The sequence below is a fragment of the Psychroflexus montanilacus genome, assembly GCF_020164535.1.
GTDB lineage: Bacteria > Bacteroidota > Bacteroidia > Flavobacteriales > Flavobacteriaceae > Psychroflexus > Psychroflexus montanilacus.
Genome location: NZ_JAIQZC010000001.1, coordinates 893,066 through 907,727, shown reverse-complemented (window position 1 = coordinate 907,727; position 14,662 = coordinate 893,066). Strand labels below are relative to the sequence as shown.

The window sequence follows — 14,662 nt, the reverse complement described above, 5'->3', positions numbered from 1 at the left end:
CGACTAATGTTTATCTATAAATTATACAATTCATGAAATATCTTTTTGGTTTTTTTATTTTAACTCTCCTAGGTTGTCAAGACTCTAATTCTAAACTTACTGCTGATGAAATTGTCGATCATGCGATTGCGTATTCCAACAAAACTAAACTCGATAACAATGCTCTGGAATTTGCCTTTAGAAACTATAACTACAGCTCTACACCAACCTGCGACGGATTGAAACTGGAACGTGAGTCTAAAGTTGAGCCCATCAGAGACGTGCTTTTCAAAGATGAGCTTACCCGTTATAAAAACGATTCTGTAGTCAATCTTGCAGATACAACAGCCTTTAAATACTACGAATCGGTGAACTCGGTTCATTACTTCATGCAGCTTCCTTTACGGCTGAAGGACGAGGCCGTCAACTTAACCGATCTTGGTGCCGAAGAAATTGACGATGACTCCTATTACAAGCTGAAAGTGACTTTTTCAAAAAATGGCGGCGGCGTCGATTTTGAAGATGTGTATATCTACTGGTTCAATACTGAAGATTTTTCTATGGATTACCTTGCCTACAGTTTCCTGGTTAATGGTGGCGGTTTGCGTTTTAGAAAAGCTATCAACAGGAGAGTCATTGATGGGGTAGTGTTTCAGGATTACGAAAATTATAAGCCTAAAGAAAAGACCAAAGATCTCGAAAATATAGGGCAGATGTACGATCAAGATCAAGTTGAGTTGTTGTCATTAATCGAAAATGAAGACATCAAACTATCTCCTATCCATCTTGATTGTAACTAAAGTCTTCTGGAACTTTTTTAGTTATCAATGAATCTTTAGCGTTTAGGTCCTCATCGATGCTAACTTTGAAAAATACGTCGTAGTTGCTTTCATCCAGATCGTCATACTTGTTTTTAGATAGAATTTCGTTAACAAACCTTGGGCTGGTATTGCTGTGTCCAACCACAAGCACATTCTTACCATAAGTGGTTTTCCAGAATTCTTGATGAAATAAAGTATCTCTTGACGCCTCATAACTTTGAATATCACCTTTAAATTGGTGAATAGTCGGAATCAAGGTTTGGATGGTTCGGCTAAAGTCTGTAGAATAAAACAGATCCAATTCTTTATCTGAAAAATAGGTCGCTAGATAATTGGCTCTACGTATGCCTTCCTCTGTAAGTTGCGGGTCTTTATTATTAGAATCTGTCGTGTCTTTTTCGGCATGTCTTACAAAATAATATGTTGTGGCTTGTGGTTCTTTTCCTTCAGGAATGTCAAATTGAAAGTTATGATCTTTGGACTGTTGACAAGAAGTCAATAATACAATGCTAAGTAGTAAACCGAAAAGTGATAGAGATTTCATTTAATTTTCTATTAATTCTAAAACAATAAATTGATTGAGCTGTGGGCCAAAACTACTAAAATTATCGTCTGATGCAATGATTAAGGTCTTGTTTCCATTAGGTAAACTCGGTCCAAAACACAAGCCCTCCAGGTTATCAATAATCTTATCCGTCAACTTTGATTTGATGCTTTTGAAGTCAAATACCAGACTTTTTTTGGCGTAAGTGATGTCTTTTGATGTGTTTTTGAGTTGTTGAGTATTTTGAATATCTGTTGCCTCACTGATGTCGAGGAGAAAGAGTTTGACCTTATTGCCCTGACTTTTATGGCCTGCTGAATACGATCGCTCCAGTACTAAAAATGTTTCCTTTTCAATTTGTAAGATTTCAGTTAGTCCGTTGATCGCAAAGGGGAGAAGTGGAACTTTGGTAATCCTGTCCAGATCCATGGCGTATTGGCGAGTGATCGCGTTGGCTTCTCTATCAAAATAACTCAACCGAATGGGAGAATCTGTAGAGTAAAGTTTTGGGGCTTTGCCATCTTCTACCAAAGGGAGCTCATTGGCAAACCAAAATCCATGAGAAGTTGTGCTCATGCTCAATCCTTCAAAGACGCCATTGTGTCTGGGTTGATTTTCTCCTTCAGGTAAAAAATAGTCCGGTAACGGATAGTCTTTTAGGAATTCGCCTTCGGAAGTTACTTTAAATAGCTTTGGCGGTAATCCTTTGTCGATATTCCCTTCAGTAGAAATCAAATAATCTTCAACATCAAAGCGAATAGACTCCATGTCCAAAGCGTTTTCTTCAAAAAAAGCATCTTTTTCCAGCTTTACTACAGAAGTAAAGATCAACGTATCCAACTTGGAGTCAACGAGATTAAATTCAGCTGAAAAGATAAGTGGATTGGACGGGGAATCGTTGATCATGAGGAGTCGTCCGTCTTTGTAATCTATGCCAGAAATCCCGCCGTAGGTTTCGTTTTTAAATTCAAAACCTGAGGGAATTAGATATTCATCGAGGAACTCAATTTTGTAGGTTTGTTCTTACAATGACTTAGAAGTGCTGCAACTTGCGAGGATTAGCGAAATCAAAATAATTCTGCAAAGTTGAGTTAAATAGGAAGTAATTAACATTTAATATAGGATTGTGAAGTAAATTGAATATAGTAACAATAAAACATAATATTATGAACTTAGATCAATTAGAAGGAAAATTCAAAGAGAATAAAGGTAAGTTAAAACAAAAATATGCAGAGCATATTTCTGATGACGATTTACAATATTCAGAAGGAAAATTTGAAGAAATGCTAGGTAAACTACAAGCTAAAACTGGCAAAACAAAGGAAGAGCTTGAAAAAGAAATCAATAATTTCTAGTGATTTTTTTCTTTAAATAAATAAGCCCCGTTTCAATAGAAGCGGGGCTTTGTTTTTTACTTCTTGTTGACTTCTACCAGTTCAACATCAAAAATTAAAATAGAGTAGGGCGGAATAGGGCCGGCTGCTCTTTCATTATAAGAAAGGTGAGGAGGAATGATAAACCTTGCTTTTTCTCCTCCCTTAAGAAGTTGAAGCCCTTCATCCCAACCAGGGATAACCCGACCAGCACCCAACTCAAATTCGATAGGTTCGCCTCTATCGTAAGAGGAGTCAAATTTGGTATTATCGGTTAGGAACCCATTGTAATGGACCTTTACAATATCGCCAGGTTTAGGAGAAACTCCATTTTTAATGCTTTTCTCGATTTTATATCTCAAGCCGCTTTCGGTTTCTACAAAGCCTTCAGATAGTTCTTTTAGTATTGCTTCTCTTTCTTCAGCTTCTTTTTTCAACTTACTTTGGTGAGCATCCATACCGCTTTTGAATGCCTCAACTGCATCAAAGTTTTCGGCTGCACTACCTTTGCGAATAATGTTTACCTTTTCGATGTACACTTTATCCACAGGTCTGTCCCGCCCGCCAGTTTCTACTTCGCCAATGGCATCTACGACTTCTTGGTTTTTAACTACTTTACCAAAAACCGTATGTAAACCGTCAAGATGCGGAGTTGCTCTCAGGGTTATAAAGAACTGACTCCCATTAGTCTCTCCTGAGTTCCCGAAAGGTGCTTTTGTATCCTGACCATCACTATTGGCCATGGATAACACCCCTTTGTCATCGTGGGTATAATTACCATCGGTTTCGTCTGGAAATTTAAATCCTGGGCCGCCTTGCCCTGTTCCTCTGGGATCACCACCCTGTATAATGAAGTCTTTGATAACTCTATGAAATATCAAGCTATCGTATAGCGGTTTGTCACTGTAGCGCTTTTCTGTCATCGGGTGAACACCTTCTGCTAGTGCTACAAAATTACCAACCGTCATGGGGATGTCTTCATAATGAAGCTGTGCTACAAAATCTCCTTTTGAAGTTTTGAATTCTGCATAAAGTCCATCTTCTAATTCCGCATATTTTGAAGAACAGCCAATCGTCATTAAAATTGATGAGGCAACCAAAAATAAATTAGGTAATTTCATAGTATTCAATTTATTAAGAGACACTTTTGAGGGATTATGGTATAGTTTGACTATTACTTATTGACTTCCAGAAGTTCAACTTCAAACTTGAGAACTGAATTTGGGGGAATTGGTCCGGTCTGTCTCGCGCCGTAAGCCAATTCTGATGGAATCACTAACTCAGCTTTCTCCCCAGTTTTGAGTAACATAATACCTTCATCCCAGCCAGGAATAACTCTACCAGTTCCCACAGCAAATTCTATAGGCTGATCTCTATCTAATGAAGAATCAAACTTAGTTCCATCTAAAAGATAACCAGTGTAATGGACTTTTACTTTATCGCCAGTAGATGGAGAAGTGCCATTTGGATTTTCTTCTGTTACATTATAGCGTAATCCACTTTCTGTCTCGTCAAATCCTTCACTAGCTTCTTGAAGTTGTTTTTCTCTTTCAGCTATAGCTTCTTTTTCTGCTTCTTCGGCTTTTTCGATTCCTTTTTTATAAGCTTCTACTGCATCAAACTTTTTAGCATCACCACCTTTTCTAATGATATTTATGGTTTCAATAACCACATCTTCCACCGGCTTGTCTCCTGGTTTTTTGGTTTCAACTTTACCAATGCTATCCACAACTGCTTCACCTACAACCAAGTTCCCAAAAACACTGTGTTTTCCATTGAGATGAGGTGTTTCAGTTAATGTAATAAAGAACTGGCTGCCATTGGTATTTGGGCCAGCGTTAGCCATTGATAAAACTCCCTTGGAATGAGTCAAAGTTGAGTCTGTCTCATCTGCAAATTTATAACCTGGACCACCTTGTCCGCTTCCTTCCGGATCTCCACCTTGAATCATAAATCCGTCTATAATTCTATGAAATGTAATGCTATCGTAGAATTTCTTTCCTTCATATTTTTCATCAACTCCAGGATGTTCACCTTCAGCTAACGCAACAAAGTTTCCTACTGTCATTGGGACTTCTTCATAATTTAGTTCTGTAACAAAATCTCCCTCAGAGGTTTTAAATTCAGCATATAAGCCATCTTCCAAATCGGGATATTGTGATGAGCAACTGTAGATTAGCAGTCCTGCTAAAGCGATAAGTGATAATTTTAATGTTTTCATTGTAAGTGATTTTTATTCAGTTTCGGGTTTAATTTCGTTTAAAGTGACTGTAGCTTTTAAAGCTACGTGGGTTCCAATTTTATCATTATCTCCATAATAGCCGTAAGCTTGGTGAGAGGGAAACAAAAAAGTAACAGTTTCGCCTTCTTTCATCAATTTTAAGCCCTGGCGAAGACCTGTAAATATTTCTTCTTTGTCGATGACATAAGCCCTTTCCCCTAATTCTTCTCTGGAGTATATGGTGTCTCCTTGTAACGTGAGCAAGTTATAATTGAACTCTACTTCGTCACCAAATTTGGGGGTAAGGCTATCTTTTTTATTTTGATTGTGGTAGTAATACCAAAATCCATCTGCAGATGATATATACTTATTTACAGAATCTTTTTCAATAAGCTCTTGAATATAAGATTCTTCCTTTTTAACGATAGCCTTGTTCATTTTCAAAGACTTGGTTGTAAAACTTTCGGAAGCCCTGCTAATTGGTTTTCTTGGTTCAGGTGATTTACATCCTTGCAGCAAGAATAGAAAAAACACTAAATATAGTATCGACTTCATATGAGTTCTTCTTTGTATGTATTTAATATGTTTTCAAATTCTACCAAAGTCGAATTTAGGTCCAAATCGCTTTTTCCACCTGCTGCATTTTTATGCCCGCCACCATTATAGTGCGTTCTTGCAAACGTATTCACGTCAAAATTTCCAATGGATCGGAAAGATATTTTAATGATGTTTTCTGCTTTATGTTCGATGAATATCACAGCAAATTTAATTCCTTTTAGGGATAATGCATAATTTACAAAACCTTCAGTATCTCCTTTTTTAAATCCATTTTGATTTAAGTCTTCCTGAGATAAGTAAATATAGGCTGTGCTTAAATTTTCAAGTACTTTTAAATTCTGAAGCGCTTTACCGAGTAAGTGAAGTCTACTTACTGCATTGTTATCAAACGTATTTTGATGAATCTGACTGTTATTTGCACCAGCATCAATCAAGTCTGCAATAATTCTGTGGGTTTTGCTAGTTGTAGATGGAAACCTAAAAGATCCAGTATCCGTCATGATTCCTGTATATAAGCAACTTGCAATTTCTGCTGTAAGCCTTTTTTCTGAGTAGTCTGTCGTTATATACTCGTATACAAGTTCACAAGTGGATGCAATAGAAGTGTCTGATAGCATGTAAGAAGCGTAGTCTGCAGGTTCCTGATGGTGATCTATCATGACGAATGTGGTGTCTAATTTGACAAGGAAATCTCCAAGGTCTCCTGTTCTGCCTAGATGATTGAAATCTAAAGTAAAGATAACATCCGAATCGTTTAATTGCTTCTCACACTCTTCTTTATCAGTATCGTAGCATAGAACTTTATCTATGCCCGGCAACCATTTGAGAAAATCTGGAAATCCGTTAGGCATGATAACTTGAGAAGATATTCCAAGTTCTTTCAAAAATAAAGAAAGACCTAGGGTAGATCCCAAGGCATCTCCGTCTGGATTTTTATGACCAATGATGCACACGTTTGAATTTGAATCTAATTGGCTTTTGAGCCCAGAAATTGTATTTTTTCTCATAGGACTCAAATGTACAAATTCTTAATAATGCAATAACACTGGAATTTCTAGATTTGCCTAAAATATTTAATCATGAGAAATACATATTGGCTTTCAGTTGTTGTTTTTATTTCAGTATTGTCCTGCAAATCAAATTCAGAAGAAAAAAATTCAGAAGAAAAAATTCAAAAAGAACAGAAAACAAGCTTCAGAATAGCTTTGGGTAGCTGCAACCGGCAAGATAAACCTCAAGACTATTGGTCGGTCATTCAAAAAGATTCTGCAGATATATTCATTTGGGGAGGCGATAATATATATGCCGATACACCGGATATGGAATTGATGGAATCTATGTACCAAACTCAAAAAACCAACGAACACTATACTGCTTTCGTTTCCAGTCTGCCAAATGCTCCAATTGGAGTTTGGGATGATCATGATTACGGCAAGAATGATGCAGGTAAAGAATGGGAGTATAGAGATGAAGCTAAGAAATTATATATGGATTTTTTGGATATCGATTCTACTCATGCTATGGCTAGTAGAGGTGGGACTTACCAATCTAAAGTTATTGAGGTTGGAGATAAACGTATCAAATTTTATCTGTTGGATACACGTTATTTTAGAGAGGGGTTGATTGATGCTGAAAACTCAGATAAACGTTATCAGCCCCATACTTCCAAAGATTCCACTTTGCTAGGAAAGGAGCAATGGGACTGGTTGGAGCAAGAATTCAAAACCTCAGATTCTCATTATAACATCATCGTGAGCAGTATTCAGTTTTTGTCTAGTGAACATGGTTTTGAATCCTGGGGAAATTTTCCTCACGAGGTTGAAAAAATGCAAAATTTGCTTGAAGAATATGAACTCAACAATATTTTGATATTAAGTGGAGATCGACATATTTCAGAATTTTCTCAGAAAAATAGTGAAGGAATGAATTATCCTTTAACTGATTTCACTTCAAGTGGTTTGACGCATTCGTATTCATCGTATGACGGAGAGCCGAATTCTTACAGAGTAGGTGAGGTGGTTGCTGAGACCAGCTATGGAACAGTAGATTTGAACTTTGAAACACAACAAGCTGAATTGAATATCAAATCCACCGAAGACGGTCGTGTATTACAGAATTTAAGGCTGGATTTTCAAGAATGAGGCGGTTACCCAAAGTCCTTAGAAAATGTTTACTTTTGCACTCAAAATAAAAATAACATTACGATGGCAGGAACTAAAACATTCACAATGCTTAAGCCAGATGCAGTATCTAAGGGCTACATTGGTGATATCCTAAAACAAATTACAGGTTCAGGTTTTAAAATTGTGGCGCTTAAAATGACGCACATGACAGAAAATGATGCTAAAGCTTTTTATGAAGTTCATAAAGAACGTCCGTTCTACGGGGAGCTTGTAGACTATATGACAAGTGGACCTATCGTCGCTGCTATTCTTGAAAAGGAAAATGCTGTAGATGATTTCAGAACTTTAATTGGCGCCACCAATCCGGAAGAAGCAGCAGAAGGTACAATACGTAAATTATACGCGACTTCTATCAGTGAAAATGCTATCCACGGAAGTGATAGTGATGAAAATGCTACTATAGAGAGTAACTTCCACTTTTCAGGCAGAGAGCAGTTTTAATCTGATCTTACAAAAAACAAAAAAAGGCTGTTCCATTTGGAACAGCCTTTTTTTTATGAGTTAGGTTTAGGTTATTTTGCAATATTAATCGCGCGTGTTTCGCGAATAACAGTCACTTTTACCTGACCTGGATACGTCATATCCGTTTGAATTTTTTGAGAAATTTCAAAAGATAAAGCAGAGGCTTTCTCGTCGGTAACTTTTTCACTCTCTACGATGACTCTCAATTCTCTACCCGCTTGTATGGCGTAGGCTTTCTTCACACCGCCAAACCCAAAGGCAATGTCTTCAAGATCTTTGAGTCGTTTGACGTAAGAATCTAAGACTTGTCTTCTCGCGCCTGGTCTAGCTCCGCTTATCGCGTCACAAACCTGAACGACTGGAGAAAGCAATGATGTCATTTCCACCTCGTCGTGGTGAGCACCTATAGCATTGCAAATCTCTGGCTTCTCACCATATTTTTCTGCCCATTGCATACCAAGGATGGCGTGAGGAAGTTCTGTTTCCGTTTCAGGAACTTTACCAATATCGTGAAGTAAACCTGCACGTTTAGCCAGTTTTGGATTAAGGCCAAGTTCTGAAGCCATGATGCCACAAAGTTTGGCAACTTCTCTGGAGTGTTGTAGAAGATTTTGACCATAAGAGGATCTGTATTTCATTCGACCTACCATTTTTACAAGTTCAGGATGTAGTCCATGAATACCTAGGTCGATAATGGTTCTTTTACCTATATCAATAATTTCTTCGTCAATTGCTTTTCTGGTTTTTTTGACCACTTCTTCGATTCTGGCCGGGTGAATCCTTCCATCTGTGACCAATTTATGAAGGGATAATCTCGCTACTTCACGACGTATTGAATCGAAGCAGGATAGGATAATAGCTTCCGGAGTATCATCCACGATTATTTCTACTCCAGTAGCGGCTTCAATGGCGCGGATATTACGACCTTCACGACCTATAATTCTTCCCTTTACATCATCGCTTTCCAGGTTGAACACAGAGACACAATTGTCTATCGCTTCTTCTGTACCAACTCTCTGTATGGTGTTAATGACAATTTTCTTGGCTTCCTGCTGTGCCGTCAATTTCGCTTCTTCTACAGTATCCTGTATCATCTGCATGGCCTCAGCTTTTGCTGTTTCCTTAAGCGATTCCATAAGTTGAGCCTTGGCCTCATCTGCACTTAAACCGCTTAAAACTTCAAGTTGGTTAATTTTCCGTTGAAGAATTTTATCAATTTCTTCTTGTCTTTTTTCTAAATATTCCGTTCTGTAAGTGTAGTCCTTAAGCTTCTCGTCGAGTTCTGCGTTCAGTTTTTTGTTTTTGGACAACTCGTTAGAAACCTGAGATTCTTTGTCTTTCGTCCTTTTTTCTGCTTCGCTTATTTTCTGATCTCTGGAGAGTATAACTTTTTCATGCTCAGATTTTAGCTCAATAAATTTTTCTTTGGCCTGAAGGATTTTGTCTTTTTTGACGCTTTCTCCTTCTTTTTCAGCTTCTCTTATTATTTTTTCAGCTTCTTTTTCAGCATTTTTTAAAGTGCCTGTTGCGCTTTTGCTGTCAATGGTTTTAGATATGACAAATCCTATGATAAGTCCTGCAATTGCTGCTATTATAATAAATGTAATTTCCATAATTGTATATATAAAAAAAGCCTGTATTAGCCTAGTTTTGTATAAAACTCCGTGTAAACAGGTTTAGGGATACTCAGCTGATCAAGGATCCGCTGCACCGAAGTGGCGGCTTGCTTTAGCAACTGAAACTCACCCTTTTTAATTAGTAAATGTTGAGTTTATCAAAAATGTACGACTAATACAGGCAGTGTCGATTTATGTAATGAACGTTAGTTTAACTGGCTTTTGAGCATAGCATCCAATTCCTCGAGTTTTACCTCTACAGTCTTCAATTCTGAAGAAGACGACAATTGGTTTTGTTCGATTTCTGCAGCAAATTGTAGGGCACTCATGGCCAAAACATCTTGTTTATCTCTTACTGCATAGTCTTGCTCAAATTTCTTGATAACCTCATTTACTCGCTTGGCAGCTTTTCTTAAGCCTTCTTCTTGTTCTGGTCTTATGGTTAATGGATAAACCCTATCTGCTATTGATAATTTGATTTTAAGTTTACCTTGAGCCATGTTATTCTGCCAATTGAATGATGCAACTATCTATTTCCTTGATTAAACTATTTATTTTTAGTTTGGTCTCTCTTTTATGCTCGGTACTGCCTAGCATTGCGTTGGCTGTTCTGAGTGTTTTATTTTCATGTTGTAATCTATCTATTTCTGAATTCAACTCAGTAATAGTATTTGATGTAGAACTAAACTGGTGTTTCAACTTTTCGTGCTCAACCTTTAGTCGGTCATGACTTGAAATCAATTTTCTCAAATTGACTTCTAAAGATTCAACGCTGGATACCAATTTACTCATTTACAACTTTCGCATTGCTTTAAAGCAAATTTAGCATCTATTAATGAATATGACAACCTTGATAGCATAAAATTCTAAATCAATTACAAGAGCATTTCGCATCAAATTCCAAAACATGGACTAGTTTTGCAAAAAAAATATAAAGAATGACCTCAGAATTTATTTTTTATCTAATTGTAGGACTCATCATCTTCAACTTCTTTCTAGAAAGCATTTTAGATTATCTCAATTACACTCAGTTTGATGCTCAATTGCCATCTGGTTTGCAGAATATCTATGACCAAGAAGAGTATCAAAAATCCCAATCCTACAAAAAGGATAAGTTCAAGTTTGGAGTCTTTCAATCCTTATTTTCGCTAGTATTGATCCTTGTTTTCCTGGCTGTTGATGGCTTTCAAATTGTGAATTCTATAGCCGAAAGTTTTTCTGATAATTCTATTGTAGTGTCTTTAATTTTCTTCGGAATTTTGTTTTTAGGAAGTGAAATTTTAGGCTTGCCCTTTAGTTATTATTTCACCTTCAGCATCGAAGAACGCTATGGCTTCAACACCTCTACTGTTGCTTTGTTTTGGAAAGATAAATTTAAATCGATGTTGCTTTCCATCTTTTTAGGCGGGGTTATTTTAGGTTTAATTTTGGTCTTCTATAATTACGTGGGCATAGATTTTTGGTGGTATACCTGGATATTAGTTGCTACTGTTTCTGTATTGCTGAATATGTTCTATGCTAAACTTTTTGTGCCTTTATTCAATAAACAAACTCCACTTGAAGAAGGCGAGTTAAGATCCAAGATAGAAACTTATGCTTCCAGAATGAATTTCAATTTGAAAAATATTTTTGTGATAGACGGCTCTAAGCGAAGCAAAAAAGCCAATGCTTATTTCTCTGGGTTTGGAAGCGAAAAACGAATTACACTTTTTGATACGCTAATAGAGGATTTGGATGACGAAGAAATTGTTGCTGTTTTAGCACATGAGGTTGGACACTATAAAAAAAATCATATCATCATCAATCTGGTGGTTTCAATACTAACAGTTGGTTTCACTTTATGGGTATTGTCATTATTTGTTAGTGAACCTGTTTTAGCTCAGGCTTTAGGAGTCGAAGAGCCAAGTTTTCACATAGGCTTGGTCGCTTTTAGTTTTCTTTATGCGCCAATCTCACTTTTAACAGGTATCCTTACTAACATACTCTCAAGGAAATTTGAATTTCAGGCAGATAATTTTGCCAAAGCAACATATAAAGGAGAGCATTTAGTATCTGCTCTGAAGAAACTGACTAAGAAAAGTTTAAGCAATCTTACACCGCATTCAGCTTATGTATTTTTTCATTTTTCTCATCCGCCTTTATCAGAAAGACTTAAAAATTTAGAAAATAATTCGTAATTTCAACTCAATTAGAGATCAAGGCTATGGAGATTACAGATGCTTACTTAGAACAAGAAAATAAAGAGATTACCAAAGAATATAAAGAGCTATTACGCATCAGTTACAGAACTCTCAGCTCAAAAGATAAAAAGCTTATACGTAAAGCTTTTGAAACGGCTGTTGAAGCACACAAAGACCAAAGGCGTAAATCTGGAGAAGCTTATATTTTTCATCCTATTGCAGTGGCCAAAATTGTGGCTTACGAAATTGGTCTGGATGCCACATCTATTGCTTCAGCTTTACTGCATGACGTAGTGGAGGATACTCGTTACACTTTATCCGATATTGAACGTATGTTTGGTGAAGTTGTAGCCAGAATTGTAGATGGCCTTACCAAGATTTCCAGCCTTAAGAAGGACGGGGACATTTCCATGCAGGCAGAGAATTTTAGGAAAATGCTGTTAACTCTTAATGATGATATACGCGTGATCATCATCAAAATTGCAGATAGACTTCACAATATGCAAACTATGGATGCCATGCGTCCAGATAAACAAGTGAAAATAGCAAGTGAAACCCTTTACATTTACGCCCCTTTAGCCCACAGAATCGGCCTTTACAATATTAAAACTGAACTCGAGGATCTTAGCTTAAAGTACACAGAGCCTGAAGTTTATAACGACATTCTGGATAAAATAAAGGAAAGTAAAGAAGAGCAAGACCAATATATCGAGGACTTTTCCAAAATAATTTCTGATGCTTTGTCTAAAGAAGATATAGATTTTGAAGTGAAAGGTCGACCAAAGTCCATCTACTCCATCAGAAAGAAAATTTTAAATCAGAACATTTCTTTCGATGAAATTTACGACAAGTTTGCTCTCAGAATCATTTACGCTTCAAAGCCAGATAATGAAAAATTCCTAGCCTGGAAGATTTACTCTATAGTCACAGATCATTTCAGACCCAATCCAACTCGACTAAGAGACTGGATTTCTTCACCTAAAACTACAGGCTATGAGGCGCTACACATCACTGTCATGGGACCCAAAGGGAAGTGGGTGGAGGTACAAATACGAAGCGAGCGCATGAATGAAATTGCTGAAAAAGGCTACGCTGCTCATTATAAATACAAGCATAAAGATGAAGCCCAGGATGAACAAGGTCTGGATTTATGGCTCAACAGGTTGCAGGAAGCTTTGGAGAATAATGAAATGAATGCTGTAGATTTTGTGGAACAGTTCAAACTAAATCTCTATTCCAAAGAAATTTTTGTTTTTACTCCCCAAGGAGATTTGAAATCTCTACCTAAAGGAGCTACAGTTTTGGATTTTGCCTTTGCTATCCATACCGACATTGGCTATCAAACTCGGGGTGCCAAAGTGAATGGTAAGATTGTGGCCTTAAGCAGAGTTTTGAAAAGTGGCGACCAAGTTGAAATCATTACCTCTTCTACAGCTAAACCGACCAAGAACTGGTTGGATTATGCAACGACAGCTCGAGCAAGGACAAAGATAAAATCAGCCTTAAAAGAAAAGCGTAAACTGATAGCCGCTGAAGGAAAAGAAATCTTGAGGCGTAAACTAAAATCTCAGCGTATCAGTTTGAATGAAAGAACAGTGAATGAAATGGTGGTGTTCTTTAAATTGAAAACAAGTCTGGATTTATTTTATAGAGTAGGTGTTGGAACCATAGATAATAAGCAAATCAAAGATTACGCCTCTTCTAGGAGTAATGCTTTGGTATCATTTTTTAAAAATAAAATTAAGCGTTCACCTAACAAAGATAATTCCCATGAAGAGGATGATGTTACTAGTAATTACGATCAGCTTGTCTTTGGTGACGATGAACAGAAACTGGATTATAAGCTAGCTGCTTGCTGTAATCCTATTCCTGGGGATGATGTTTTTGGTTTTACGACTATCAAGAAAGGTATAAAAGTTCACAAGAAAAATTGCCCAAACGCCATCCAGCTTCAAAGCAATTATGCTTACAGGATTTTAAAGGCGAAATGGATCGATTCCTCACAGGAAGAATTCAGCGCTACTATAAAACTGACAGGAATTGATGATCTGGGTCTGGTAAGTGTCATTACCAATGAAATTTCAAAGAATCTTCACGTAAATATATTAAGTATTGCCTTCTCAAGTAACGATGGAGTTTTTGAAGGAAAACTGGTAGTGAAAGTGAAAAATATTTCCATATTGACTACGCTTATGGAAAGATTGAAAAAAATCGATGGTATCGATAAGGTTAAGCGTGAATAAAAGCATATTTTTGTAACTATGGTAAATAAAGACAACTTAAAAAACGATTTAGCTGTTGTAAAAAATGTATTCACCAAATTTTTGGAGAACAACGGACATCGTAAAACTCCAGAACGCTACGCTATACTTCAAGAAATCTATGAAAGTGATGATCATTTTGATATAGAATCTCTTTACATTAAAATGAAGACAAAAAATTATAGAGTAAGTCGGGCTACATTATACAACACCATAGATTTACTTTTGGATTGTGGTTTGGTAAGAAAACATCAGTTTGGTAAAAACCAGGCTCAGTATGAAAAATCTTACTTCGATAAGCAACATGACCATGTGATATTGACAGATACAGGTGAAGTGTTAGAATTTTGTGATCCACGCATTGAATCCATAAAAAAAACAATAGAAGAAGTGTTTGAAATTTCTATAGATCGACACTCATTATATTTCTACGGAACAAAAAACCAACCAAAGACAGACTAAAA

At 36.8% G+C, this 14,662-nt stretch carries 16 protein-coding genes and 1 other RNA gene; 7 read left to right on the top strand and 10 right to left on the bottom strand.

Annotated elements, in window-relative coordinates:
- The first annotated feature begins 32 nt into the window (after nt 1-32).
- A complete protein-coding gene (locus LB454_RS04230) occupies nt 33-779 on the top strand; it encodes a DUF6503 family protein (protein ID WP_224463375.1) in 747 nt (248 codons plus the stop codon).
- Here the strand turns inward: LB454_RS04230 and LB454_RS04225 are convergent.
- Together LB454_RS04225 and LB454_RS04220 are read right to left on the bottom strand one after the other, a co-directional pair.
- Nucleotides 757-1,344 (bottom strand): histidine phosphatase family protein, encoded by a 588-nt coding sequence (locus LB454_RS04225; RefSeq protein WP_224463374.1) that lies wholly within the window; start codon nt 1,342-1,344, stop codon nt 757-759. The two genes, LB454_RS04230 and LB454_RS04225, sit on opposite strands and share 23 nt — an antisense overlap.
- Nucleotides 1,345-2,286: an esterase-like activity of phytase family protein gene (locus LB454_RS04220; RefSeq protein ID WP_224463873.1), complete on the bottom strand. Its 942-nt coding sequence runs from the start codon at nt 2,284-2,286 to the stop codon at nt 1,345-1,347. It lies immediately after the preceding gene.
- 224 nt (nt 2,287-2,510) lie between these two features.
- Here LB454_RS04220 and LB454_RS04215 point away from each other — a divergent pair, with 224 nt between their 5' ends.
- Nucleotides 2,511-2,699 (top strand): CsbD family protein, encoded by a 189-nt coding sequence (locus LB454_RS04215; protein WP_224463373.1) that lies wholly within the window; start codon nt 2,511-2,513, stop codon nt 2,697-2,699.
- Nucleotides 2,700-2,755: 56 nt separating this feature from the next.
- On the opposite strand, the gene LB454_RS04210 is transcribed toward LB454_RS04215, so the two are convergent.
- Genes LB454_RS04210 through LB454_RS04195 form a run of 4 tightly spaced genes read right to left on the bottom strand, consistent with a single transcriptional unit; the run spans nt 2,756 to nt 6,503 of the window.
- Nucleotides 2,756-3,838 (bottom strand): peptidylprolyl isomerase, encoded by a 1,083-nt coding sequence (locus LB454_RS04210; protein WP_224463372.1) that lies wholly within the window; start codon nt 3,836-3,838, stop codon nt 2,756-2,758.
- Nucleotides 3,839-3,891: 53 nt separating this feature from the next.
- On the bottom strand, nt 3,892-4,938 hold the full coding sequence (locus LB454_RS04205) for a peptidylprolyl isomerase (protein ID WP_224463371.1): 1,047 nt from the start codon (nt 4,936-4,938) through the stop codon (nt 3,892-3,894).
- Between the two features lie 12 nt (nt 4,939-4,950).
- Nucleotides 4,951-5,493 (bottom strand): gliding motility-associated peptidyl-prolyl isomerase GldI, encoded by a 543-nt coding sequence (gldI, locus tag LB454_RS04200; RefSeq protein WP_224463370.1) that lies wholly within the window; start codon nt 5,491-5,493, stop codon nt 4,951-4,953.
- Nucleotides 5,490-6,503, bottom strand: coding sequence for a DHH family phosphoesterase (locus tag LB454_RS04195; protein ID WP_224463369.1), 1,014 nt, complete (start codon nt 6,501-6,503; stop codon nt 5,490-5,492). The genes gldI and LB454_RS04195 overlap by 4 nt, the downstream gene beginning before the upstream one ends.
- A 72-nt stretch (nt 6,504-6,575) precedes the next feature.
- Here LB454_RS04195 and LB454_RS04190 point away from each other — a divergent pair, with 72 nt between their 5' ends.
- Nucleotides 6,576-7,637 carry an alkaline phosphatase D family protein gene (locus LB454_RS04190; RefSeq protein ID WP_224463368.1) on the top strand — a complete coding sequence of 354 codons (1,062 nt, stop codon included), beginning with the start codon at nt 6,576-6,578 and terminating at the stop codon, nt 7,635-7,637.
- Between the two features lie 63 nt (nt 7,638-7,700).
- Complete coding sequence (locus LB454_RS04185) at nt 7,701-8,120, top strand: nucleoside-diphosphate kinase (RefSeq protein ID WP_224463367.1); 420 nt, start codon at nt 7,701-7,703, stop codon at nt 8,118-8,120.
- A gap of 71 nt (nt 8,121-8,191) precedes the next feature.
- On the opposite strand, the gene rny is transcribed toward LB454_RS04185, so the two are convergent.
- From rny to LB454_RS04165, 4 genes are all read right to left on the bottom strand, one after another.
- Nucleotides 8,192-9,754, bottom strand: coding sequence for a ribonuclease Y (rny, locus tag LB454_RS04180; protein ID WP_224463366.1), 1,563 nt, complete (start codon nt 9,752-9,754; stop codon nt 8,192-8,194).
- Nucleotides 9,755-9,798: 44 nt separating this feature from the next.
- Nucleotides 9,799-9,912: non-coding RNA, 6S RNA (ssrS, locus tag LB454_RS04175), on the bottom strand.
- 51 nt (nt 9,913-9,963) lie between these two features.
- On the bottom strand, nt 9,964-10,257 hold the full coding sequence (locus tag LB454_RS04170; protein ID WP_224463365.1) for a cell division protein ZapA: 294 nt from the start codon (nt 10,255-10,257) through the stop codon (nt 9,964-9,966).
- A 1-nt stretch (nt 10,258) separates the two neighbouring features.
- Nucleotides 10,259-10,549, bottom strand: coding sequence for a hypothetical protein (locus LB454_RS04165; protein WP_224463364.1), 291 nt, complete (start codon nt 10,547-10,549; stop codon nt 10,259-10,261).
- A 146-nt stretch (nt 10,550-10,695) separates the two neighbouring features.
- Between LB454_RS04165 and LB454_RS04160 the strand changes: the two genes are divergently transcribed.
- From LB454_RS04160 to LB454_RS04150, 3 genes are read left to right on the top strand one after another with little or no spacing between them, the layout of a single operon-like run.
- Nucleotides 10,696-11,934: a M48 family metallopeptidase gene (locus LB454_RS04160; protein ID WP_224463363.1), complete on the top strand. Its 1,239-nt coding sequence runs from the start codon at nt 10,696-10,698 to the stop codon at nt 11,932-11,934.
- A gap of 26 nt (nt 11,935-11,960) precedes the next feature.
- Nucleotides 11,961-14,180: a RelA/SpoT family protein gene (locus tag LB454_RS04155; protein WP_224463362.1), complete on the top strand. Its 2,220-nt coding sequence runs from the start codon at nt 11,961-11,963 to the stop codon at nt 14,178-14,180.
- A gap of 18 nt (nt 14,181-14,198) precedes the next feature.
- A complete protein-coding gene (locus LB454_RS04150; RefSeq protein WP_224463361.1) occupies nt 14,199-14,660 on the top strand; it encodes a Fur family transcriptional regulator in 462 nt (153 codons plus the stop codon).
- Nucleotides 14,661-14,662: the final 2 nt, after the last annotated feature.